This window comes from Simiaoa sunii (assembly GCF_014337175.1).
Lineage (GTDB): Bacteria > Bacillota > Clostridia > Lachnospirales > Lachnospiraceae > Acetatifactor > Acetatifactor intestinalis.
The window spans coordinates 3,024,481-3,046,725 of the sequence record NZ_CP060633.1 but is presented as its reverse complement, the minus strand read 5'-3'; the positions used below and the strand labels follow the sequence as shown (position 1 = coordinate 3,046,725).

Annotated in this window: 22 protein-coding genes; all 22 read left to right on the top strand. The window is 35.5% G+C overall.

Going from position 1 to position 22,245, the window contains the following annotated elements; all coding sequences use genetic code 11:
• Positions 1-5 precede the first annotated feature (5 nt).
• The 22 genes from H9Q77_RS14090 (at position 6) to H9Q77_RS13985 (ending at position 22,159) form a co-directional block, all read left to right on the top strand.
• Positions 6-272 (top strand): Rpn family recombination-promoting nuclease/putative transposase, encoded by a 267-nt coding sequence (locus H9Q77_RS14090; protein ID WP_249325956.1) that lies wholly within the window; start codon positions 6-8, stop codon positions 270-272.
• A gap of 149 nt (positions 273-421) precedes the next feature.
• Positions 422-2,200, top strand: a complete 1,779-nt coding sequence (locus H9Q77_RS14085; RefSeq protein ID WP_249325955.1) for a hypothetical protein — start codon at positions 422-424, stop codon at positions 2,198-2,200.
• A gap of 100 nt (positions 2,201-2,300) precedes the next feature.
• Complete coding sequence (locus H9Q77_RS14080) at positions 2,301-2,621, top strand: Rpn family recombination-promoting nuclease/putative transposase (RefSeq protein WP_154497941.1); 321 nt, start codon at positions 2,301-2,303, stop codon at positions 2,619-2,621.
• A 76-nt stretch (positions 2,622-2,697) separates the two neighbouring features.
• On the top strand, positions 2,698-3,066 hold the full coding sequence (locus H9Q77_RS14075; protein ID WP_154497944.1) for a hypothetical protein: 369 nt from the start codon (positions 2,698-2,700) through the stop codon (positions 3,064-3,066).
• Positions 3,067-3,333: 267 nt separating this feature from the next.
• Positions 3,334-4,569, top strand: coding sequence for a DegT/DnrJ/EryC1/StrS family aminotransferase (locus tag H9Q77_RS14070; RefSeq protein WP_154497954.1), 1,236 nt, complete (start codon positions 3,334-3,336; stop codon positions 4,567-4,569).
• On the top strand, positions 4,566-5,198 hold the full coding sequence (locus H9Q77_RS14065) for a sugar transferase (protein WP_154497958.1): 633 nt from the start codon (positions 4,566-4,568) through the stop codon (positions 5,196-5,198). Before H9Q77_RS14070 ends, H9Q77_RS14065 begins: the two co-directional genes overlap by 4 nt.
• A complete protein-coding gene (locus H9Q77_RS14060; RefSeq protein WP_154497966.1) occupies positions 5,198-5,821 on the top strand; it encodes an acetyltransferase in 624 nt (207 codons plus the stop codon). The genes H9Q77_RS14065 and H9Q77_RS14060 overlap by 1 nt, the downstream gene beginning before the upstream one ends.
• Positions 5,822-5,854: 33 nt before the next feature.
• The gene (locus tag H9Q77_RS14055) at positions 5,855-7,072 is read left to right on the top strand and encodes a glycosyltransferase family 4 protein (protein ID WP_249325954.1); all 1,218 of its coding nucleotides are present in this window, start codon (positions 5,855-5,857) and stop codon (positions 7,070-7,072) included.
• A 31-nt stretch (positions 7,073-7,103) separates the two neighbouring features.
• The gene (locus H9Q77_RS14050; protein WP_154497974.1) at positions 7,104-8,375 is read left to right on the top strand and encodes a glycosyltransferase family protein; all 1,272 of its coding nucleotides are present in this window, start codon (positions 7,104-7,106) and stop codon (positions 8,373-8,375) included.
• Positions 8,376-8,483: 108 nt separating this feature from the next.
• Entirely contained in the window at positions 8,484-9,971 is a 1,488-nt protein-coding gene (locus H9Q77_RS14045) for a hypothetical protein (protein ID WP_249325953.1), read from the top strand.
• A gap of 302 nt (positions 9,972-10,273) precedes the next feature.
• Positions 10,274-10,795, top strand: coding sequence for a hypothetical protein (locus H9Q77_RS14040; protein ID WP_154497985.1), 522 nt, complete (start codon positions 10,274-10,276; stop codon positions 10,793-10,795).
• A 450-nt stretch (positions 10,796-11,245) separates the two neighbouring features.
• Positions 11,246-12,154 (top strand): glycosyltransferase family 2 protein, encoded by a 909-nt coding sequence (locus H9Q77_RS14035; protein WP_022154320.1) that lies wholly within the window; start codon positions 11,246-11,248, stop codon positions 12,152-12,154.
• A 16-nt stretch (positions 12,155-12,170) separates the two neighbouring features.
• Entirely contained in the window at positions 12,171-12,611 is a 441-nt protein-coding gene (locus H9Q77_RS14030) for a sugar 3,4-ketoisomerase (RefSeq protein ID WP_022154321.1), read from the top strand.
• A gap of 37 nt (positions 12,612-12,648) precedes the next feature.
• The gene (locus H9Q77_RS14025) at positions 12,649-13,767 is read left to right on the top strand and encodes a DegT/DnrJ/EryC1/StrS family aminotransferase (RefSeq protein ID WP_022154322.1); all 1,119 of its coding nucleotides are present in this window, start codon (positions 12,649-12,651) and stop codon (positions 13,765-13,767) included.
• A gap of 20 nt (positions 13,768-13,787) precedes the next feature.
• Positions 13,788-14,828, top strand: a complete 1,041-nt coding sequence (locus H9Q77_RS14020; protein WP_154497996.1) for a hypothetical protein — start codon at positions 13,788-13,790, stop codon at positions 14,826-14,828.
• Entirely contained in the window at positions 14,825-15,424 is a 600-nt protein-coding gene (locus H9Q77_RS14015; RefSeq protein ID WP_022154324.1) for an acyltransferase, read from the top strand. The genes H9Q77_RS14020 and H9Q77_RS14015 overlap by 4 nt, the downstream gene beginning before the upstream one ends.
• Positions 15,425-15,447: 23 nt before the next feature.
• Complete coding sequence (locus H9Q77_RS14010; RefSeq protein WP_022154325.1) at positions 15,448-16,875, top strand: lipopolysaccharide biosynthesis protein; 1,428 nt, start codon at positions 15,448-15,450, stop codon at positions 16,873-16,875.
• Between the two features lie 203 nt (positions 16,876-17,078).
• Positions 17,079-18,464 (top strand): hypothetical protein, encoded by a 1,386-nt coding sequence (locus H9Q77_RS14005; RefSeq protein WP_022154326.1) that lies wholly within the window; start codon positions 17,079-17,081, stop codon positions 18,462-18,464.
• On the top strand, positions 18,427-19,398 hold the full coding sequence (locus tag H9Q77_RS14000) for a glycosyltransferase family 2 protein (RefSeq protein WP_022154327.1): 972 nt from the start codon (positions 18,427-18,429) through the stop codon (positions 19,396-19,398). The genes H9Q77_RS14005 and H9Q77_RS14000 overlap by 38 nt, the downstream gene beginning before the upstream one ends.
• Complete coding sequence (locus tag H9Q77_RS13995) at positions 19,399-20,064, top strand: class I SAM-dependent methyltransferase (RefSeq protein ID WP_022154328.1); 666 nt, start codon at positions 19,399-19,401, stop codon at positions 20,062-20,064.
• 24 nt (positions 20,065-20,088) lie between these two features.
• Positions 20,089-20,511, top strand: coding sequence for a GtrA family protein (locus tag H9Q77_RS13990; RefSeq protein WP_249325952.1), 423 nt, complete (start codon positions 20,089-20,091; stop codon positions 20,509-20,511).
• A 397-nt stretch (positions 20,512-20,908) separates the two neighbouring features.
• The gene (locus H9Q77_RS13985) at positions 20,909-22,159 is read left to right on the top strand and encodes a nucleotide sugar dehydrogenase (RefSeq protein ID WP_022154330.1); all 1,251 of its coding nucleotides are present in this window, start codon (positions 20,909-20,911) and stop codon (positions 22,157-22,159) included.
• Positions 22,160-22,245: the final 86 nt, after the last annotated feature.

Genomic DNA, 22,245 nt, shown 5'->3' with positions numbered 1-22,245 from the left:
GGATTGTGGATGCCTTGGTGGAGCTGAGAGATGGAACCAGGATTACAATTGAAATACAACTGCAAAACAAGATGTATTGGGACAAGCGGCAGTTATTCTACTGGTCAAAAGCGTACATTCAGGGGTTAGCTCAAAGGGAACGTTACGATAAGTGGTCCGGTGGCGGAATGTATGGAATTTCTAAATGCGAAGGGAGAGGAGGATTTGAATATGCTGATCCCAAGAGCAGACCAACAAGCAGAAATAGAAATTTCTTGACAAAAACCACATGAATGCTACAATTTTCTTATAAGGCTATTTGGGAATAGCATTTGTGGGAAAAGGGTGGAAAGAAGTATATAGTTTGCTATGCACAAATGTAATACCATCAATAGGTGTGCGCCTGTTGGTGGTATTTTGCTTTTACATAAGGAGAAAACTCGTGGCAGTAGTTATTTTTTGCTTTGGATGTGCCTTTATTTTTTATGAATTAACCGGAATAATCGGACGAGAGATGCTTGCTGATAAGCATATTACGGGAAGTGGTGAGGGTTATCAGAATGTTGTATTTGGCAAAGACAGCAAGGACTCTTTGATTGTAAATATTCAGTACAATGTTTTTGCTCCCATAATCTATATGCTGCTTATTGCTGCGGCATTACAATATTTTGAAATGAATCAGCTAGCTCAAAATGCGGTTTATATCGTTCCCTGCTACTACCTTGTAAGAGGATTTATGATAACGGTCGTTTCCGGTAAAAGGCAATTATATAATCCGGGTTATGAATTCAAGGTGGCAATGATGGGGACGATACTGGCATTTGCGGTGCAATATGCCTTGGTTCTGCCGGGAAAGGGGATTCTCCCTACAGTAGAAGAATTTCGTACACAGCTGTGGTTGGTATTCCTGGCGTTGGCGTATCAGTTTGTCATCAGAACATTTGGGCGATCCGCGAAAAATCGTCAGAATAAGGTATGTACACAGCAAATGAAGAAAAAGTACATTTTGGACAAGTATGATGCCTTTAGGGAGAAATATGATTCCATTGTCAATGAAATCGCTCCCGGAAATTATTTGCAGAGAGTCATCTATTCCATTATGATTTATGAAAACTTTAATCGGACGAAAACACAGCGCTGGGGTGAAAATATCATATTTCTCTTGGGAAAACGTCCAATGACGCTGGGCATTATGCAGGTAAAAACGCTAAAATTCATTCGGGATGCGCAAAGTGTAGAAATGGGATGTCAGAAGGTTAAGCAATCTTTTGAGGAATATGTTGAGCGGGCAATTCGAGAGAATGATCAATATTATCGGTTTGAAGGAGGAGAACCGGAAATTTGTCTGGAAAAAATATGTCAGGACTATAACGGTGCAGAGGATTACGTTGATGCAATTAAATATATTTTTTATACATTGCATGAATTCGAGTATGCGTATGATGAAACATATGAGATAGAGAAGCGTATGCCCAAAACACAAGAAATCACTGAGTGTTCAGAAAATTATGCAGAAGTCTATACATTCGAGGAATTAGCAGAAAAGCTGGGTAGATGCAGTCATATTAAGCTGCTGGAAGATTGCTCTATTACGCCGTTGGAAACGGAGAATGTTCATGCTGTCTGTGACCCGATATATAGGGGAAATATGCTCATAGTAGAAAATGTTGAAGATCTGACGGTGGAAGGACAACACAAGATAATCACATTGTATGGTGGAGATGGTTTGTGTTTTCGAAATTGCAAGAATCTTACATTGCATGGCATTTCGTTTAAGCAGCAGGATTGTGTGCCGGAGGAAGTGGAAGCAGAACCAATCTTGCGATTTGACAATTGCGCTGGAATAAACCTGGAACAAATTGAAATTGAGGCAAGGGACAGAAAAGGAATTTTTATACATCAGTGCAGAAAGGTATGCATAGAAGGTGGAAAATTACAAGGCTGTTGCAGTGTTGCATGTAAGGCAGAGGAATCGGATATCGCGATTGCATCCTCTGTCTTTACGCAAAATCATTGTGCTGAGGGAGTAATTCAAGTGTCAGATGGTTTGTTGAACATAGAAAACAGTATTCTGGAGGATAATCCGGTTCAAGATAATTTAATCTATAATATAAACAGCAATGTGAAATGTAATAATGTGTTTGTGAAAGGTGGAGGATTCAAGCAGATTAGTAATCAGGTCATAGGACAAGGAGTGCATGTGGTGAAGGATTGTAATTAGTGCCAGTAGAAAAGATTTCGAATACGTTACATATGCGGTAAAAAGCAAAAAGAATTGACAAATTTACTGGGCTCTTCCTGCCAACGACAGGAGGAGACACATGAGAAGAACGAAGCAAGCGCAGTTTATCCTGCCGAAGAGCGATTTCGCATTCCGGCAACTACTGGAAAATGAGACCATCCGCGAACGCTTTATCAGCGATGTCACGGGAATTCCCCTAACGGAAATAAAGTCTTCTAAGATGATAAATACATTTCTGTGGCGAGAGCATTCGAAGCAAAAACAGGGGATTGTGGATGCCTTAGTGGAGCTGAGAGATGGAAGCAGAATAACAATTGAAATACAACTGCAAAACAAGATGCATTGGGACAAGCGGCAGTTATTCTACTGGTCAAAAGCGTACATTCAGGGGTTAGCTTAAAGGGAACGTTACGATAAGTGGTCCGGTGGCGGAATGGATGGAATTTCTAAATGCGAAGGGAGAGGAGGATTTGAATATGCTGATGGCAAAGACCAAGAACCCAGGAATTCGGGAGGCGATTGAAACGATGAAAGAATTTGGACTCTTAGAGAGAATGCGTATAAGGATGTTCTATAAGAATCTTGCGCGCATGGATAGAATTACGGAAGATGAGTTTGTAAGGAATGAAGGAATTGCAGAGGGAATAACACAGGGAACGGCCAATTCGCTTATAGAGGTTTTAGCTAAATTTGGCGAGGTGCCGGATGGCATCCTTCAAAAGGTTCAGAGCCAGAAGAACCTGGAAATTCTGCAGGACTGGTTCAAGAAAGCAATCAAGGCTGAAAGCCTTGAGGAATGGGTGAAGAGCATTAAAGAGTTGACCCAAGAGCAGACCAACAAGTAGAAAACCACATTTGGGGTTTGTAAAAAGGAATAAAAAGGTTATAATGATGGAGAAAACTTTGATTCTGAAACATATCTCAGGGATGCTCTGTCTATTAATTTCCTACAGTAAATTTACCCGACCAGGATGCTCAAATAAATTGCATTTCTACACCACAAGTGATAAAATAATGAAAATACTATGGCAACTAAATGCAGGTTGTCTTTTTTGCACATAATTAATTGTATGCTAAGGAAAGGCAAATATAAGATAAAGAGGAAGAGACATATGAAAAAGTTTGAAATATTTGAAAATAAAATCTGGCTTTCATCACCGACCATGCATGGAACGGAACTGCAATATGTTACCGAGGCTTATGAGACGAACTGGATGTCAACAGTGGGTAAAAATATTAATGAAGTAGAACGTCTAACCTGTGAGAAAATCGGGTGCAAGTATGCGGTAGCCCTTTCGGCAGGAACAGCGGCTTTGCATATGGCAGTGAAATTAGCCGGTGTAAAACCGGGTGAAAAAGTATTTTGTTCAGACGTAACCTTTGATGCTACGGTGAATCCTGTGAAATATGAAGGTGGAGATCCTGTATTCATTGATACGGAATATGATACGTGGAATATGGATCCGGTTGCTTTGGAAAAGGCATTTGAAATCTATCCAGAGGTAAAAGTGGTAGTTGTGGCACACTTATATGGCACACCGGGCAAAATTGATGAGATTAAAACGATCTGCGACAAACATGGAGCAGTGATTATCGAAGATGCAGCAGAATCTCTTGGCGCAACTTACAAGGGAGTACAGACAGGAAGCTTTGGCAACTATAATGCAATCTCATTTAATGGGAATAAGATTATAACAGGATCCTCAGGTGGGATGTTCCTGACAGATGATGAAGAAGCGGCCAATAAGGTAAGAAAGTGGTCTACACAGGCAAGAGAAGATGCCCCTTGGTATCAGCATGAGGAATTGGGATACAATTATCGAATGAGCAATGTGATTGCCGGAGTAGTGAGAGGACAGTACCCCTATTTGGAAGAGCATATAGCTCAGAAAAGAGCAATCTACGAAAGGTACAAGGAAGGTTTTAAAGATTTACCGATTCAAATGAATCCCTATGATGCTGAAAATACGGAGCCCAATTTCTGGCTCAGCTGTATGCTGATAGATGAAGACGCGATGTGCCAGCAGGTCAGAGGGGAGAGGGAAGCATTGTATATTACAGAGCCGGGCAAAAGCTGTCCGACTGAAATCTTGGAAACACTTGCTAAGTATAATGCAGAAGGTCGCCCTATCTGGAAACCGATGCATATGCAGCCCATCTATCGAATGAATGGTTTTATAACACGTGATGGTAATGGAAGAGCAAGAACTAATGCTTACATTGCAGGTAGTTGTCTGGATATAGGTTCAGATATCTTCCAAAGAGGATTATGCCTGCCTAGTGATAATAAAATGACAACAGAACAACAAGACATTATTATTGAAATTATTAAAGGATGTTTTAGATGAGCGAGGAATCTCACAAAAAAGGATTTTATGAAAGTTATATAAAGCGTCCGCAGGACTTCTGCTGCGCATTCTTGGCGCTCATTTTGCTATCGCCTGTGATGCTGATTACGGCAATACTTGTTCGAATAAAGCTGGGAACTCCTGTGATATTCAAACAAGAAAGACCGGGATTACATGGCAAAATATTTGCGTTATATAAGTTCCGTACAATGACAGATGGCAGGAATGAAGCCGGAGAACTATTACCTGATGATGTAAGGCTCACAAGTTTTGGAAAAAAACTTCGAAGTACATCTTTAGATGAACTCCCGGAGTTAATCAATATTTTGAAAGGCGATATGTCAGTCGTTGGTCCTCGTCCACTGCTTGTTCGTTATTTACCATTATATAATGAGAATCAGGCAAGAAGGCATGAAGTGAGACCTGGATTTACAGGGTACGCACAAGTACACGGGAGAAACAGTATCACATGGGAAGACAAATTTGACAAAGATGTGCACTATGTGGATCATGTTACTTTTTTGGGTGATTGGAAAATCATTTTTCAGACTGTGGGAACAGTGCTCAAAAGAGAAGGGATTAGCTCTGAAACAGCTGTGACGATGGAAGAATTTAAGGGTAATAAGTAATGGGCGAAAAAAAGAAAAAACTATTGATTATCGGTGCCAGTGGACATGGAAAAGTAGTTGCAGATATTGCAATGAAAAGTGGATATGAAGAAATTGCTTTTTTAGATGATGACAAATATGTAAAATTCTGCATGGGATTTCCTGTTGTTGGCACGACAGATTCAATAGATGATAAAGAGGAATCTGATGTAGTTGTAGCAATTGGAAATTCCGTAATTAGAGAAAAGCTGCAACAAAAATTATGCGATAAAGGGCTAAATGTAGTTACGCTTATTCATCCTGATGCAGTAATTGGACAGGAAGTATCAATAGGTATAGGCACAGTTATCATGGCGGGCACAGTTATTAATCCTGGAACTAAAGTGGGGAAAGGATGTATTATCAACACGGGTGCAACTGTTGACCATGATAATGAAATAGGTGATTTTGCACATGTTTCAGTGGGCAGCCACCTGGCTGGAACTGTTAGAGTGGGAGAACGTTCATGGGTTGGTGCAGGAGCAGTTGTGAGTAATAATATTACTATTTGCGCAGATTGTGTGATTGGTGCAGGGGCGGTAGTTGTTAGAAATATTGACAAACAAGGAACATATATAGGGGTTCCAGCAAATGTAGTACAATAACATTAAAAAATAAAATGAAGTGAGATATGCATAATGAACGTTTTATTCCTAACACTATTAGATTTTAATAGTATTGATGAACATAACATATATACGGATTTATTGCGTAAATTTTACCAAGAAGGGCATTCTGTGTATGTGGTATCCCCTGTGGAGCGAAAAAATAATCAAAAAACGCACTATATAAAATGTGATAATCATGTAGGGATTTTAAAACTAAAAATAGGAAATATTCAGAAAACCAATATTATTGAAAAGGGAATTTCGACAGTAACATTGGAGCAGAAATTCATTCAAGGTATAAAAAAGTATTATTCTGATATTAAGTTTGATTTGATACTTTACTCTACACCACCTATTACTTTGCAAAAAGCTGTAAAATATGTCAAAACAAGAGATAATGCCACCACGTATCTTATGTTAAAGGACATTTTCCCACAGAATGCAGTTGATATGGGGATGCTATCTAAACATGGATTAAAGGGGATACTATATAAGTATTTTAGATTAAAAGAAAAAGCATTGTATAGAGATTCAGATTATATTGGGTGCATGTCACGAGCAAACGTGGATTATGTGCTGAAGCATAATCCGGAGGTTGAAAGAAATAAAGTAGAAATATGTCCCAATTGTATTGAAGTAAGTTCGCAGGTAAAGAAACTCGATTCAAAAGAGATTGCTAAATTGAAGAAAAAGTATGGAATTCCGCAGGGTAAGAAGATATTTGTGTATGGTGGAAATTTAGGGCGCCCACAGGGGATTGGATTTATTATTGAATGTATAAAAAGAATAGAACATGAAAAAGGTATATACATAATAATTATTGGATCAGGAACTGAATACGCAAGACTGGAAGAGGCAATTCAGAAGAAATCCCTAAAAAATACAAAATTGTATGCGGCATTGCCTAAAGAAGATTATGACGCTTTTTTGCAATTATGCGATGTGGGGTTGATTTTCTTAGATTTCAGATTTACTATTCCCAATTTTCCTTCTAGATTGTTAGCGTATATGGATAAACAATTACCAGTAATGGCAATTGTGGATGATGTAACAGATGTAGGAAAAGTAATAGAAGATGGGGGATTTGGTTGGAGTTGCCAAAGCAAAAATGTTGAAGATGTGATTGAAACATTCGTCAAGATTGCAAATGAAAAGGAACTGTCTATTTATGGACAGCGTGCGCTGCTCTTTTTACAAGATAATTATTCAGTGGACGTTGCTTATTCGGCAATTATGAAACACTTTTAGTAATAAGGAATTGAAATAGGAGTACTATATTATGCAACAATTTAAACGTATTTTAATTATAAGCATGAACCCATTGAGTGATATATACAATAATGGAAAAACGTTAACTTCCTTTTTTGAAGGATATCCCCGAACGCATATAGCACAATTATTTTTTTCCTCTGAACAGCCCCAGATGCGAATATGTAATAATTTTTATAGAATTAGCGACAGCGATATGATTAAGTCTCGGATTAGCAAAGAATTCCAATGTGGAAGAAAAGTTTTGGAAGAAAATGAACATTCTGCCGTACAGAATGTGACAAATGGTAAACAGATAAGAAAAAACAATCTTACCAGATTGGCGAGAGAGATAGTATGGAATGATAACTGGGATACGAAGGAATTAAAAGAGTGGTTGGATGATTTCCAGCCTGAAATCATATTTATGGTTGTTGGTGATGTTGTATTTGAATACAAAATTGGTTTGAAATTGGTGGAAAGATATAAATCAAAAATGGCTTTGTATATTACGGATGATTATATAATGCCACGGCGTACACTTTCAGTTTTTTGGTGGATTAGGCGTAGTTATATATTGAATTATTTGAGAAAAGCTGTTAAAAGAGCTGACATCTTTTTTACAATTTCAGAACTAATGCGGCAAGAATATAAGAGAGTTTTGAAAAGAGATAGTTATGTAGCAGTCAACATGAGCCCATCTTTAGCTGAAGAGCCCACAAATAAGAACATTGAAGATCATGAAATATCATTTGTATATGCGGGGGGGCTGCATTTAAATAGATACAAGGTATTACATGAGCTGGCATGTACCCTGAAAGAAATTAATATGAAGACTGAAAAGAAATGTAAGCTGCTTATCTATTCTGCACAAAAAATAACGGATAGAGTGAAAAAACAAATAACAATTGAAAATGTATCTGATTTTATGGGGGGAGTGGAATGTGAACAATTAAAGCACATTTTAAATAGGTCTACAATATTGGTTCATGTCGAGTCATTTGATAAAAAAAACATTTATGACACCAAGTTATCATTGTCCACAAAAATTCCTGAATATTTATCTGTTGGAAAGCCCATTTTAGCTATTGGGCCAGCAGAGATTTCATCCATGCAGTATTTGTCGGATGTTGCATCTTGTGTTACAAATCTTGATCAGATGTATAGCAATATCTATGAACTGATTTCTAATCCAAAGCTTTTGAACAATTATGGCTTGTTAGCAAGAGAAAAATATTTGAAAAACCATGTGGCAGAACACAATCGGGAAGAAATGTGGAAAATACTCGGTGATTTGACTTGATTTTTTAGTAAATATACTATTTCTGTTGAAATAATGTTGATATGCATTTAGAAAATATTTATATCACATGGAAAAGATAAGAGCGTTATTAGAAAGGTGTAAAGCGAGATGAGAAGGCATAGTTTTAAGTTGGTAATGCCACTAATTTTGGTTGAAGTTTACTGGATTATTACATATATTATTTACCGCTATGGCATTATAAAATACCCATTTGCTAATGATAGCCGTGTGTTGATTTTTTTGACAATGTGCAATTTGTTCTTTGCAATGGGATATTTGATAATATGTCACCACAAAAGAAAAAATTGTATACAAAATGTAGAGATGGGGATTGAGAATGGTAAGAAATTACTGCTCATTTCCACCATTGTTGCAGTAATTCTATACATACCAAATAGCATGAGGTACACGGGAAATTGGTATCCGGATGTTTTTAACAATTTAGTCAATCCTGGTGAAACTTATCAAAAAGTTATTGCCAGCGTCTCAGAAAACGGCATGCTACGAATATTTGGCTTTTTTGACATTTTCCCATTTATGATTTTTCCACTAATGTTTATTATGTGGGACTTTTTGAAATGGAAATTAAAGTTGGCTAGTTCTGTTACCGCTTTTGGGTATTTGCTGCTTTATTGTACAGGAGGAAGAAACATGCCAATTTTGTTGTTTGTTCTTTCGGTCATTGTAACTTACATTGTTAAAATGTGCTCCGATAGAATAAGCCTTAGGACATTCATAAGAGATACACTAATTTGTGTTTCTTCAATTGTACTTGTTATAGTTATGTTTACTATGAATTTGAAGTCGCGTACTTTTTATTCAGATGACGTAGAAGAACAAATGACAATCACTTCGGTAAATCAAGAAACAAATCATTCGGTAAATCAAGAAACAAATCATTCGGTAAATCAAGAAACAAATCAGGGGCAGAATGATGAAACTGGAGTGTATTTACAGTATAAAGATTTAATCATTACAATAGAGCAAAAGGAAAAATGTGACGAAGTGGCAAAAATATTTCCAATGTATACGAATCCATATACTAAGCAATATGCTGATCCTGACAACTTGCTTTATAAAGCGATTCCAGATTCTGCAAAATTTCTATGTGTTATGGCAGATGCATACGCATCGGGAAGTTATCATGCGCTGTCAGTGGCGTTGAGATTAGAACACCAATGGACATATGGAATCGGATTTTCTGAATTTCTACAAGATTATTTAAATATGTTTACAGGAATTGACATAAAGAGCATAACATATGGTAGTAGAGTTGCACATGTAACAGAGCCGTCCATGGTAAGTGTGTATGGATGGCCAACGGCTTATGTACAGCTGGCAGGTGATTTGACTTTCCCTGGTGTAGTCGTATTTATGGGGGGATTGGGTGCAGTAGTTGCTTTATTATGGCGAGACATCCTTGAAAAGAAAAATGTATATGGTATACCATTTGTTTCACAGATAGCTCTCTTTTTGTTATTCTTACCAGCAAACTGCATTACATTTAATAGTGGAGGATATTTTGTTACTTTTTGGGGTACTGCACTAATTTGGTTAATTTCACTTCAGAAAAGAAAATGTGGGCAAGAAAAATAATATAGGATATATTATCATACATTGACAGAGGGAGAATACTGGGATGGTAAAAAAGCACTATATAGGTATGTATGGCATGTACTTGTATGAAGCGGAAATAGATGATTCTCCAAAGAGAGTAAATAGAACACAAAGACTCATATGCTAGAGGCTTTCGATAATGGAGGCTAGCAATTTGACTTCATATTTTATGGTGATGTATCCGTAGACAATGCGGATGAAAGCTGCGGATGAAGAGCTGTATATCTAAGCATGTCTCACCGTCTTAAGTAACCGGGAAATCGCGCCGTCAGATACAGGGGATGAAGTATCATCTGTATGATGTAAATCATGAATTAATCAAATATTGGAATAACCAAAACTACATAGATTCATTACGATTTTTATCGGTTTTTTTATGTAAAAAGATAGATTATTTGACAGGGAGTCAGTCTATAATAGAGTATGCGGATCAATTTGACGAAAAAGGCAATTTTATTGTAGAAATAAAAGAATGTACTATTTCCGGAAACAATGAAACAAGGGATTATATAAATGCTAGTTGTTTGAATATTGATACAGTTAATTTTGTTACTTCTATGGTAAAGGAGGCAAAAGGAAAAGGTGTCGAAATATTAATAGTTGCCCCACCCACGCTGCGTGAATCAAAAGTTGATGCAGAAAAGATTGATGAGGCTTATCAAAGTATTTCTGAAAAAACATGTGCCATGTATATTTCGCAAGCAGAAAATCATTTGTTTGAGAGAAAACACATGGCGGATTCAATTTGGCACTGTAATATGTATGGAAGGAAGGAGAACACAGAACAGCTGATTCAGAATTAAGAGGATATGGTATATTAGAGGAAAAACGGTAACGAGAAAGTTATTTTTGGAAAGGTATATTACCGAAATCTCTAACTCAAGAAAATGAGCAAGTATAAAATGGAAGAACTTAAGGCGGATTGCGTATCATTATTTCTGAACATTAATTTAAGTGGCTTGTATTTTGTTGTGTCCTTGACTAGGGTTACAGATTAGTTTATATTATGGAAGAGATAAGAGGTGCAAACCAATCGAGTGCTTACAGTATATCTGTGTAAGCGATAAAGAAGTACATACAAGAGAAACTGGAAAATGCAAGGAAAGAAGACGGCGAGTAAGACTCTTTATAGAGGTTGCTGGTAACAAAACTTGCGATACCTGTCTTTCGTGGAAGTAAGTAATATGTCCTTATGTGGGATGATTCAAACTATCACTTGAGGTGGTAGTTGATGACGAGGAGTTTGATAATTCATGGATAAGAACAAAGCAATGCCTGTAATTACTTGTATTATGTTTACATATAATCACTTTGATAGGATATATGAATCACTTGATTCTGTATTTGCTCAAGATTATCCTAATATCGAGTTAGGGGTTTTTGATGATTGCTCAAAAAATTTTCCTGCTCAGAAAATTAAAGATTATATAAATGAAAGAAAAAAATCTAATATCATAAAAGTTAAGGTTGTCCAAAATGAAGTGAATCTTGGAACGGTCAAAAATATAAATAATGCTGAGAGGCAGTTTGAGGGTAAATATATAATTAATCTTTCTCCGGAAGATCCGTTTGCATCTAGTGATGTCATGCGGAAAATTGTAGATAAAATGGAGGAATTGAACTCAGATGTTATAACAACATATAGGATAATCGTTGATGGAAACGGAAAGACAGTAGGGAAAAGTCCAAGCGAAAGATATTTCAATAAATTTATTGGTATGACAGCAAAAGAGCAGTTCAGGGCTATTGCTACTGGTGCGGGGATTGCTGGGCCGGGAACATACTATAGCAGAAAATACTTAGAAGAACAGGGATTTTTTGATGAAAATTATAGATTGCAGGAAGATGGACCAATGCTTTTAAAGACAACAAGAAACGGTCATCATATTGATGGGCTCAATATCGTGAGTTGTTATTATCGGTTAGGCAATGGTGTTTCGTCGAGTACAAATCTTAATGAGCTTTTATTAAAAGATATTAAAAGGATGTTTGACGTTGAAGTATTACCTTTTCTAGATCAATTCAATTTTTGGGAAAAAAGAAGAATAAGATATGAAATTAGTAGATTAAAGATTTCAAGAAGAAGTATGTCAATTACACAAAAGATACTGTTTGGACTAAAATACCCAGACGTTGTTTTGTTTCGAAAATCGATAAGGTGAGAGTGAGGAGAAAGTAATGCAAGTAGTTAAATATGTATTTCAGCCACATGGAGACGAGCGAGGACAATTGGTAGCATTAGAAGAGTACAAGGATATACCATTTAGAATTAAGCGAGTATACTATATGTATGAAACAATGGAAGGATTTGTCAGAGGAAAGCATGCTCACAAAAATCTCCAACAGATTTTGGTATGCATTCATGGATCCGTCAAGATTAAATTGGATAATGGTAAAGGTGAGACGAAGGTCGTACCTTTGGAAAAACCATATGAAGGTTTATACGTAGCAAATAATATGTGGAGAGAAATGTATGATTTTAGTGAGGGCGCAGTATTACTAGTGTTTGCGTCAGAATTGTACGATGAGTCTGACTATATTAGAAATTATGACGACTTTCTAGAATTTGTAAAAAGTCAAGATGACGTTGATGAAGTATCGGATGAAAAAATACAGTAATATTTCATATGCCGAATATGAGAGAGGAATCTAGAAAATGAGTATGAAAATCCCTTTTGTTACGTTTCAACCATTAGAACGTGAATTGGATAAGGAATTAAGAGATGCATTTGAACGAGTACTTAGTCGTTCGTGGTATATTGAGGGCGCTGAGGACAAAGAATTTGAACGAGCATTTGCAGAATATATAGGTACTGAATATTGCATAGGATGTGGCAATGGATTAGATGCATTAATGCTGAGCCTAAAAGCACTTGAAATTGGAGAAGGAGATGAGGTTATTGTCCCATCTAACACATATATTGCCACGGCACTAGCAGTCACCTATGTTGGTGCAAAGCCAGTTTTTGTTGAGCCAGATATTAGGACTTTTAATATTAATCCAGATTTAATTGAAGAAGCTATAACTGATAAGACCAAAGCTATTATGCCAGTTCATCTCTATGGACAGGCTTGTAACATGGATTTAATTGTTGATATTGCAAAGAATCATGGGCTTTATATAATTGAGGATTGTGCACAGGCTCATGGCGCTACGTATAGATGCTCGAATGGTATAGAGAAGAAAATAGGTACATTTGGTGATGCGGCGGGATTTAGTTTTTACCCAGGGAAAAATCTTGGTGCGTTAGGTGATGCAGGTGCAACCGTCACGAACAATGAAGAACTTGCTAACAAAATACGAGCGCTAGGAAATTATGGTTCAGATTACAAATATCATCACATTTATCAAGGAAATAACAGTAGACTTGATGAACTTCAGGCAGCTTTCTTATTAGCTAAACTTCCTAAGCTTGATCACGTTAATGAAAATCGCAGAGCGATTGCTACAAAGTATTTGGAAGGTATTCAGAATAAGGCTGTGATTCTTCCGTTTGTTCCATCGTATACAAATCCCGTATGGCACATTTTTGGAATTAGGTGTGAAAGACGTGATGAACTAGAAGCGTGGTTAAGTGAGGCAGGTATCTGTACCAATAAGCATTATCCAATTCCAATGCATTTGCAGAAAGCATACCAAGAGCTTGGGTATACTAAGGGTGATTTCCCAATTGCTGAGGAAATTAGCAGAACGGAATTATCATTACCTCTTTATTATGGGATGAATGACGCTGAAATTCAGTATGTAATCAAATGTGTTAATGAATTTAAATAAGCATAAAGGGGGCTTGTATAGTGGAAATATATGAAGTATCAGAAGATGAATATGCAAGAATTGTTCATCCGGAAGCGTTTTATAATAAACCTGAATTTTTGAAATTGAATGAAAATAGAGCAAGCTGCGTTCATTATCTTATTTTTAAAGATAGTAAAAATAGATTTGGAGTGGCAATTGGTGAGAAGGATGATGGGTGGTACTGCCCTTTTTCGGCTCCCTTTAGTACTTTTGTAAATATTAAAAGTAAGTGGGATATTTACCAATTAGATGAATCAATACAAGCGTTTGATGAATACGCAAAACAACAGAGTAAAAAAGTTTCTTTTGGACTTCCTCCTGAATTTTATTGCCCACGAATTGTTAATGTAATGCAAAATTCTCTGTTTAATGTAGGGTATCGCCCGCTGTCTTTTGATATAAATTTTCAAATAGACTTAAAAAAAACTTATAGGGAGAAAATTGAAGATTATTTAAACTTGCTTCCCTACAATGGAAGAAAGAACATGAAAATTGCGGTGAATGGTGAATTAAAGTTGGTTCACTGTAATAGTAGAGAAGATGAAATAAAAGCATATGAAATTATCAAAGAAAATCGTGAGAGTAGGGGGTATCCGTTAAATATGTCGCTGGGTCAAGTAATGGCGACTATTAAGTTGGTTAAGCACGATATGTTCATGGTAGAATGTGGAGGGAAACAGATAGCAGCGGCTCTGATATACCATGTTACATACAATATTGCACAGGTAATATACTGGGGGGATATCCCGGGATTCTCAGATTATAAACCAATTAATTTTCTTGCATACAATCTTATACAATATTATGGCGAAAAAGGGTTTGAGTATTTAGATATTGGAATTTCAACTGATCATGGAATAATAAATTATGGTTTGTCAGATTTTAAAATAAGTATAGGATGTGATACTTCTGCAAAAGTTACTTTTGTAAAAGACTATTCTAAAAATAGCGTAGTAGACGTGATTTCTCTGAATGGTGCAGCAGAAGGAACATTTTTGCATAATAAAAATTATTTAAAAAGAATGGAAGGAAAACAATGAATAATCAAAACGGAATCTTAACAGGACTTGAGTTTATGGGAGATAATATTAGAAAATATTTAAAGTACTGTGGGTCAAACGTTCGACTTTATCCATTATGTAAAATGATTCATGCAGAAAATGCTGAGTTAGATAATGATTGTAAGATAGTAGACAATGTATGGATTGACGCTGGAAAGTCATTAAAAATAGGAAAAAATACTATTATTACTTGGTATGTGTTAATTGAAGGGGGGGCAAGCACATATATTGGAGACAGAGTTTTTATTGGACCTGGAACAAAAATTTTAACAGGAACATATGAGTTTCAAGGGGTGTATACTTGCGAATTTCTTCCCGATGATTGTCATAAAGTAAACTTTGCAGATGTCCGAATTGAGGATGATGCGTACTTAGGTGCAAATTGTACGGTTATGCCAGGCGTTACTATTGGTGAGGGTGCACTTGTTGGAGCTAATGCTTTTGTAAACAAGGATTTAGAACCATGGGGGATTTATGTAGGAGCACCATGTAAAAAAGTAGGTGAGCGAAAGAAGCCATCTGAGGAAATGAAAAATAAAGTTATGACTACCTATGATTGGTCAGGTCACATCTAATAAAAGAGATGAGTTAGGTCTTTATGGATAATAAATCTAAAATTAAATTGTTTATAGAAAATTTTGTGGTATACGGAATGGGAGGAGCAATAAGTAGTGCCATTCCAGTAATTATGATTCCGGTAATTACGCGATTAATGCCCAATTCTTCTTATATCGGAATTAGTGATATGGCAACGGCAATTATTTCGATTGGAAATGCTTTTGCCTTGATGGGAATGTACGACTCAATGTATCGTCTTTTCTTTGAAAATGATAGTAAAGAATATAAACGAGAAATATGTTCCACTTCATTAGCATTTACATTTTTAACATCAATTATTGTAGCGGTAATTATGATAATTTTTAAAAAACCAATTACTGCCTTGATGTTAGAAGGAAAAAACGGTTTTCTTGTTTATATTTGTGCATTGACGGTTTTTGTTGGAGCAACTAATAGTATTGTATCTGCGCCAATTAGGATGCAGAATAGGCGAAAGATTTATCTGGTGTTAAATACCTTATGTCCGTTAATTTCATACTCAATATCTATTCCGTTGATTCTAAATGGGCATTATGTAATTGCGCTACCATTAGCAACATTGATATCGAATGTAATAATAGAAAGTTCGTTTTTGCTAATTAATAGAGAATGGTTTCAGACAAAAAAAGTAAATATTAAACATTTACCGTTATTACTCAAACTTTCAATTCCACAAATTCCTAATCTGCTTGTTTACTGGGTTTTTAACTCATGTGATAGAATCATGATTCTTAATCTGCTAGGAATGAATGAGGCCGGTATTTATGGAATATCAGCAAAACTTGGTCATGTTAGTCAACTTATATATACAGCTTTTATTGGTGGTTGGCAGTATTTTTCATTTTCAGTAATGAAAGATAAAAATCAAGTTGAAACTAATTCTAAGATTTTCGAGTATTTGGGAGTTATCTCATATGTTGCAACAGGAATGCTGTGTGTTTTTGTTAAATTCTTTTTTAGAGTTTTGTTTCCGAGTGAATATATGAATGGAGCGGTTGCGGCACCATATTTGTTTCTGTCACCGTTGCTACTAATGATGTTTCAGGTAAACGCATATCAATTTTTAATTAAACTTAAGTCGTGGCCGAATATGTTGATACTTGGAACTGGGGCACTTGTGAATATTATTTTAAACAAATTGCTAATTCCTATATTGGGAATAGAAGGCGCAGCAATCTCAACGGTGATTGGGTATCTATTTTCGGTTGTATTATGCTCGACCGCTTTATATAAAATTAAATTGTTTAATATTCATGGGAAGTTTGTATTTGTTAGTGCTGCGTTCATACTATTTTTTGTGATATGGAGATTGTTTGGATTTAATAGCGTATTGGTTTCATTTATCGAACTTGTAGTATTTGGGATTGTTGTTTTGCTTTGTTACTATCGAGAAATAAAAAAAATTATGAAAATGGTATTAAGAGAGTAAAATAGCGACAAAAGAATGTATTACATATTAATATTCCATAAATTCAATAGTTAGGTTTATACTGGAAAAAGGTTTCAATTTTTGAAAACGTTATAAAACGGAAGTCAATAACCTATAACTAAGATGCATAATAGTCTGTATTTATATCTTTAGATGAAAAAGTGACGTAGGAACAATTCAATAGCACATGAGGTTTGGAAAATATGATATTAGATAAATCAAACAAGTATGATAAAGGGAAAGTTGCCTTAACAATTATATGGACATTGCTATTTACGACATTTATAATGATTGCTAATATGCCCAAAGATGTTTCGGAAACCCAATATTCTTGGTACAAATTAAGCATTTTAGATGAATATATTGAAATAATAAGAAATGGGAGTGTTCCACCATTCCTGTCAATTAATGGTCATTCTTGGGGATATGGATTATATTTGCCGTACCTTGCGAACGCACTTAATATAGATGAATCTTGGAAAATTTTGGCTTATCTTAATCTCACTTTTTCATGGTTTGCAATTATATTTGTTACATACAAGATATATAAAATTACGAAAAATCTTTTTTTGACTTCGATTGCTCCTGTTTTGCTTCATATTTTTGTGGGGAATTATTTATATGGATATAATTCTGATACATTTTGGCCAGCTGGATGGGCACTGGTTATTACATTTCCTTTAATTTATGACTTTATTAAAGCAAATTCAATCAAAAAGGAGCTTTATTACATTTGCTTTATAGGTGGGGGATGTTCTGTTTCTAATATTGTAAGGAATCATAACGGAATAACAGTTTTAGCAGTTGTTGTTCTAATATGTATATTGAGAGCTGTAAAAAGGTTGAGAGATGGGAATATAAAGGGCACATTTGCATCAGTTTTTGAAATAGTAATTTTCTATTTGTGCTATGGTCTGTTTGATAAATATTTACCCTTATTCATCGGGACTATAATGGGGCAGAAAGTCTTGAATAATACGGGCTTTTTTTGGCATTCGATTCTATGTGGGCTTGGCGTATATGATAATAAATATGGTCTTGCATGGAGCGATGATACGATAAGGGGAATTGTGGGCTCAATATATACTAATGTACCGACAGATGAATTCTATTCAAATGAATATTTTGAAGCATGTAAAGCTTACTTCTTCGATATCTTTACACGTGATCCGGGATTTGTTATTAGTACTTGGATGAATAAATTTGGAAAAACGTTGATCAATGTTATGCAAATCGAATTCACTAACGTGAAAGACCTGTATTTAAGTCAGGGGATAATTAATGTCCATAATTTATTGATTCCGACACTGATTACAGCAGGAGGCTTAGTCTATTGCAACGCTCGAAAGCTGTTTAGTATTAACGAGAAGAGATTGCTTATAACATTAGTTTTGATATCTTTCATTGAAATGCTTGTGGGGACTATTCAGAGTGTAATCGGATATGTAGATACTAGATATTTTCAGACGGCATTAGTAGGAATGGGTTTTACAATTTTTTTGGTGGCTATATTTTGTTGTAGCAGAATTAAAGTAATAGAGGGTAAAATCAATGTTGTTCACAATGGGGGTGCAAATGATGCTTTGTAGTTTTGTTATTCCGGTTTTTAATGAGGCGGAATCATTGAATGAACTTTATAGACAAGTGGTTCAGAATGCACTTCTTTCAAAGTGGTGTAATGAACCAATTAAATATGAGATTATTTTTGTTAATGATGGCTCTAGTGATGATTCGGTTGAAATCATACATAAATTACATGATAATGACGACAATGTTCACCTTATCTCATTCAGAAAAAATTTTGGAAAATCAGCAGCACTCCAAGCTGGATTCCGAAATGTCAGTGGTGGTATAGTTATTACAATGGATTCTGATTTACAAGACGATCCGGCAGAAATACCAAATATGATATCCAAATTAGAAGAAGGATATGATTTGGTTTCTGGATGGAAATTCAATCGACAAGATCCAGCAGAGAAAAAATTGCCATCAAAACTTTTTAACGCAGTGACATCATATATGTCAGGTATAAAACTTCATGACTTTGATTGTTGTTTTAAGGCATATCGAAGAGAAGTAATAGACGCAATAGATGTATATGGAGAATTGCATAGATATTTACCTGTACTTGCTTATCGTCAGGGATTTTCAAACATTACCGAAATTAAGGTTAATCATAAGAAAAGACAATTTGGTCATTCAAAATATGGATTTAGGAGATATTTTCACGGCTTATTTGATGCAATTACGACTAATTTCTTGTTAAAATACTGCGATTCACCAATGTATTTTTTTGGTAAATGGGGCATGATTTTTGGAGCATTGGGTTTACTAATATGTGTTTGGATGAGTGTCCTTCATTTTATGGGACAAGCAATAGGAAGTCGTCCGGCATTGTTCCTTGGAGTTCTTTTTATACTTGTTGGATTTCAGCTATTCTCAACAGGTATCATAGGTGAGATGATGATTGATTCTCACGCCAGAGAAAGTTATAACGAAAATCGAGTAAAGGAGAAGTTCTAGTTGAAGAATAAGACTGCTGGGACCTATATTGATGGGGCGCTAGAGTATAGTGCTGGAAATTTAAGGAAATACTCATCAAGTAATCCTCTAAAAAGAAAATTAATATGTTTACTACAGACAAAGATTATCAAGAAAATCAATCACTATGGTGTTATGCCTATAAGAACCATGTTAGATGCGGGATGCGGTGAGGGATTTCTAACAAGCATTTTAGCCCAAAACTATGCTGAAGCAGAAGTGATTGGAGTTGAATACACGTTAGAGGCGTTGGAAGAAGCCAAGAAAAGATTTGATGGGTGCGAATTTAGGCAAGGTGATATTACAAATTTATCTGATGTAGATAATGCATTTGATGTATCGGTGTGCTCAGAGGTGTTTGAGCACTTAGAAAAACCAGAAGATGCTTTAGAAGAATTGCTTAGAGTTACAAAACATATTCTAGTTGTAACTGTTCCTTATGAACCTTGGTTTAGATTGACTAATTTTTTATCTTTTAATCATGTAAGAAGCTTTGGCAATCCTGAAGGGCATATTAATCATTGGAGTATGACATCTTTTAACAAATTTATAGAGACGACTATTGAGAAGGTTGGGGGTGCGTCGATAGAATATATGGGGATTTCATTTCCGTGGATAGTGGTGGTTGTACGACAATTAGAGATATAGTTCCTCTTATAACAGGTATATGAGATGATTTCGAATATTTTGCAAAAAGTCATAAACAATGAAACAGTAAGATATGTTGTGTCTGGAATATTTACGATGGCTATTGGGGTGGGAGTGTACCAGGGATTTCTTTTATTAGGGTTGGATTATAAGATATCTAATTTGATTTCGCTTGTCGCTGGAAAAATGTCAGCATATATATGTAATAAGTTTTTTGTTTTTAAGGTAAGAAATACTAGCTTTAGTGAATGGATAAAAGAGTTTTTGAGATTTATTTTCGCAAGAGGAGCCACATTATTCATTGATTATTTTGGTCTTATTTTTTTAGTTGAAGTTGTTGAATTTAATAAAATATATAGTAAGTATGCGATTGTTACAATTGTATTGATATTAAATTATATATTAGGAAAGCTAATTGTATTTAGGAAGACGAATGATAAAAAATAGAATAATATTACCGTCGTAGGAATATAGTATGTTGAATTGTCGATGGTCGACCTTTTATTACAACATCAGATCTTGTCATTGCTACAATACTAACGGATTGAGGTGCAGAAATGAAACTCCTTTTTACATCACCAGTAGAACAGGTGATAGATGAGATTCCTAGGCTAAAGCGTTTAAAAATTTGAAGTCCTTTTTCTATGTAATTTTTCTTCACTTGTTAGGTGAAAGAAAAAAGTACCAAAAACATAGTAACTATATGGCGTGAAGCACCGTCAACAATTATTGGATGAATAATTCAGGTTAAAGAAGATTGATTACATGAATATAATGTAAAAGATTCAAGATACGCTGAGTGGTATGGAAAGTTCTATTGTCAATAACACGGGGAGAATAGGTCATGAGAGACTATAAAGACATAAAAATTGCGATTGCAGGTACAGGATATGTGGGATTATCATTGGCTACCTTACTTGCCCAGTACCATGATGTAATTGCTGTAGATATAGTACCTGAGAAGATTGAAAATATAAATAGCGGAAAATCACCTATTCAAGATGAATATATACAGAAATATTTGAAAGAGAAAAATCTTCGGTTGACGGCAACATTAGATGGGGAAACTGCATACAAGGATGCAGACTTTGTTATAATAGCTGCTCCTACTAATTATGATAGCCAAAAGAATTTTTTTGACACTTCTGCTGTGGAAGCAGTTATTGAACTTGTTTTGAAAGTCAACCCCAATGCTATCATAGTTATTAAATCAACGATTCCGGTTGGTTATACAGTATCAGTGCGACAAAAATATAATACAAATAATATTATTTTTAGTCCGGAATTCCTAAGAGAATCTAAGGCGTTGTATGATAATTTATATCCCTCCAGAATAATAGTCTCTACTGACAAAGAGGATGCAGAATTAACAAAGGCTGCACAGACTTTTGCGCAACTTCTGCAGGAGGGTGCAATCAAAGAAAACATAGATACGCTTTTTATGGGATTTACAGAAGCGGAAGCAGTAAAGCTATTTGCCAATACATACCTGGCACTTAGAGTATCTTATTTTAATGAACTTGATACATATGCTGAGATGAAAGGATTGGATGCAAAAGCGATAATAAATGGGGTTGGGCTTGATCCGCGTATTGGAATGCATTATAACAATCCTTCTTTTGGCTATGGAGGCTACTGCTTGCCTAAAGATACGAAGCAGCTTCTTGCAAATTACAGTGATGTACCGCAGAACATGATATCAGCAATTGTCGAGTCAAATCGAACGAGAAAGGATTTTATTGCCGATAGAGTGTTAGAGTTAGCAGGTTATTATGGTTCAAATACCAATTGGGACCCTAAAAAAGAAAAAGAAGTAATTATTGGGGTATATCGCTTGACGATGAAGTCTACTTCAGACAACTTTCGTCAAAGTTCTATTCAGGGTGTTATGAAGAGAGTAAAAGCAAAAGGCGCAACTGTAATTATTTATGAACCAACATTGAATAATGGAGAGAGATTCTTTGGATCGGAAGTAGTTAATAATCTTGCAGAATTCAAGAAAAGAGCCAACGTTATTATTGCAAATCGTTATGATAGTTGCATGGATGATGTGAGAGAAAAGGTATATACTAGAGATGTGTTTGGAGTAGATTAGTAATTATTGAAGTAGATGCGACTGTAAAGTGGAGCAACTAGTTACGGTTCTAAGGCTATTGCAATGGATATAAATATAAAGTACAA

Coding starts and splice junctions, on each gene's coding strand:
- H9Q77_RS14060 (WP_154497966.1), top strand. CDS start 5,198: ATGGGCGAAAAAAAGAAAAAACTATTGATTATCGGTGCCAGTGGACAT.
- H9Q77_RS13990 (WP_249325952.1), top strand. CDS start 20,089: ATGATTTCGAATATTTTGCAAAAAGTCATAAACAATGAAACAGTAAGA.
- H9Q77_RS14075 (WP_154497944.1), top strand. CDS start 2,698: ATGCTGATGGCAAAGACCAAGAACCCAGGAATTCGGGAGGCGATTGAA.
- H9Q77_RS14045 (WP_249325953.1), top strand. CDS start 8,484: ATGAGAAGGCATAGTTTTAAGTTGGTAATGCCACTAATTTTGGTTGAA.
- H9Q77_RS14040 (WP_154497985.1), top strand. CDS start 10,274: ATGAAGTATCATCTGTATGATGTAAATCATGAATTAATCAAATATTGG.
- H9Q77_RS14070 (WP_154497954.1), top strand. CDS start 3,334: ATGAAAAAGTTTGAAATATTTGAAAATAAAATCTGGCTTTCATCACCG.
- H9Q77_RS14000 (WP_022154327.1), top strand. CDS start 18,427: ATGTTGTTCACAATGGGGGTGCAAATGATGCTTTGTAGTTTTGTTATT.
- H9Q77_RS14030 (WP_022154321.1), top strand. CDS start 12,171: ATGCAAGTAGTTAAATATGTATTTCAGCCACATGGAGACGAGCGAGGA.
- H9Q77_RS14035 (WP_022154320.1), top strand. CDS start 11,246: ATGGATAAGAACAAAGCAATGCCTGTAATTACTTGTATTATGTTTACA.
- H9Q77_RS14010 (WP_022154325.1), top strand. CDS start 15,448: ATGGATAATAAATCTAAAATTAAATTGTTTATAGAAAATTTTGTGGTA.
- H9Q77_RS14015 (WP_022154324.1), top strand. CDS start 14,825: ATGAATAATCAAAACGGAATCTTAACAGGACTTGAGTTTATGGGAGAT.
- H9Q77_RS14050 (WP_154497974.1), top strand. CDS start 7,104: ATGCAACAATTTAAACGTATTTTAATTATAAGCATGAACCCATTGAGT.
- H9Q77_RS14065 (WP_154497958.1), top strand. CDS start 4,566: ATGAGCGAGGAATCTCACAAAAAAGGATTTTATGAAAGTTATATAAAG.
- H9Q77_RS14055 (WP_249325954.1), top strand. CDS start 5,855: ATGAACGTTTTATTCCTAACACTATTAGATTTTAATAGTATTGATGAA.
- H9Q77_RS13985 (WP_022154330.1), top strand. CDS start 20,909: ATGAGAGACTATAAAGACATAAAAATTGCGATTGCAGGTACAGGATAT.
- H9Q77_RS14025 (WP_022154322.1), top strand. CDS start 12,649: ATGAGTATGAAAATCCCTTTTGTTACGTTTCAACCATTAGAACGTGAA.
- H9Q77_RS14005 (WP_022154326.1), top strand. CDS start 17,079: ATGATATTAGATAAATCAAACAAGTATGATAAAGGGAAAGTTGCCTTA.
- H9Q77_RS14080 (WP_154497941.1), top strand. CDS start 2,301: ATGAGAAGAACGAAGCAAGCGCAGTTTATCCTGCCGAAGAGCGATTTC.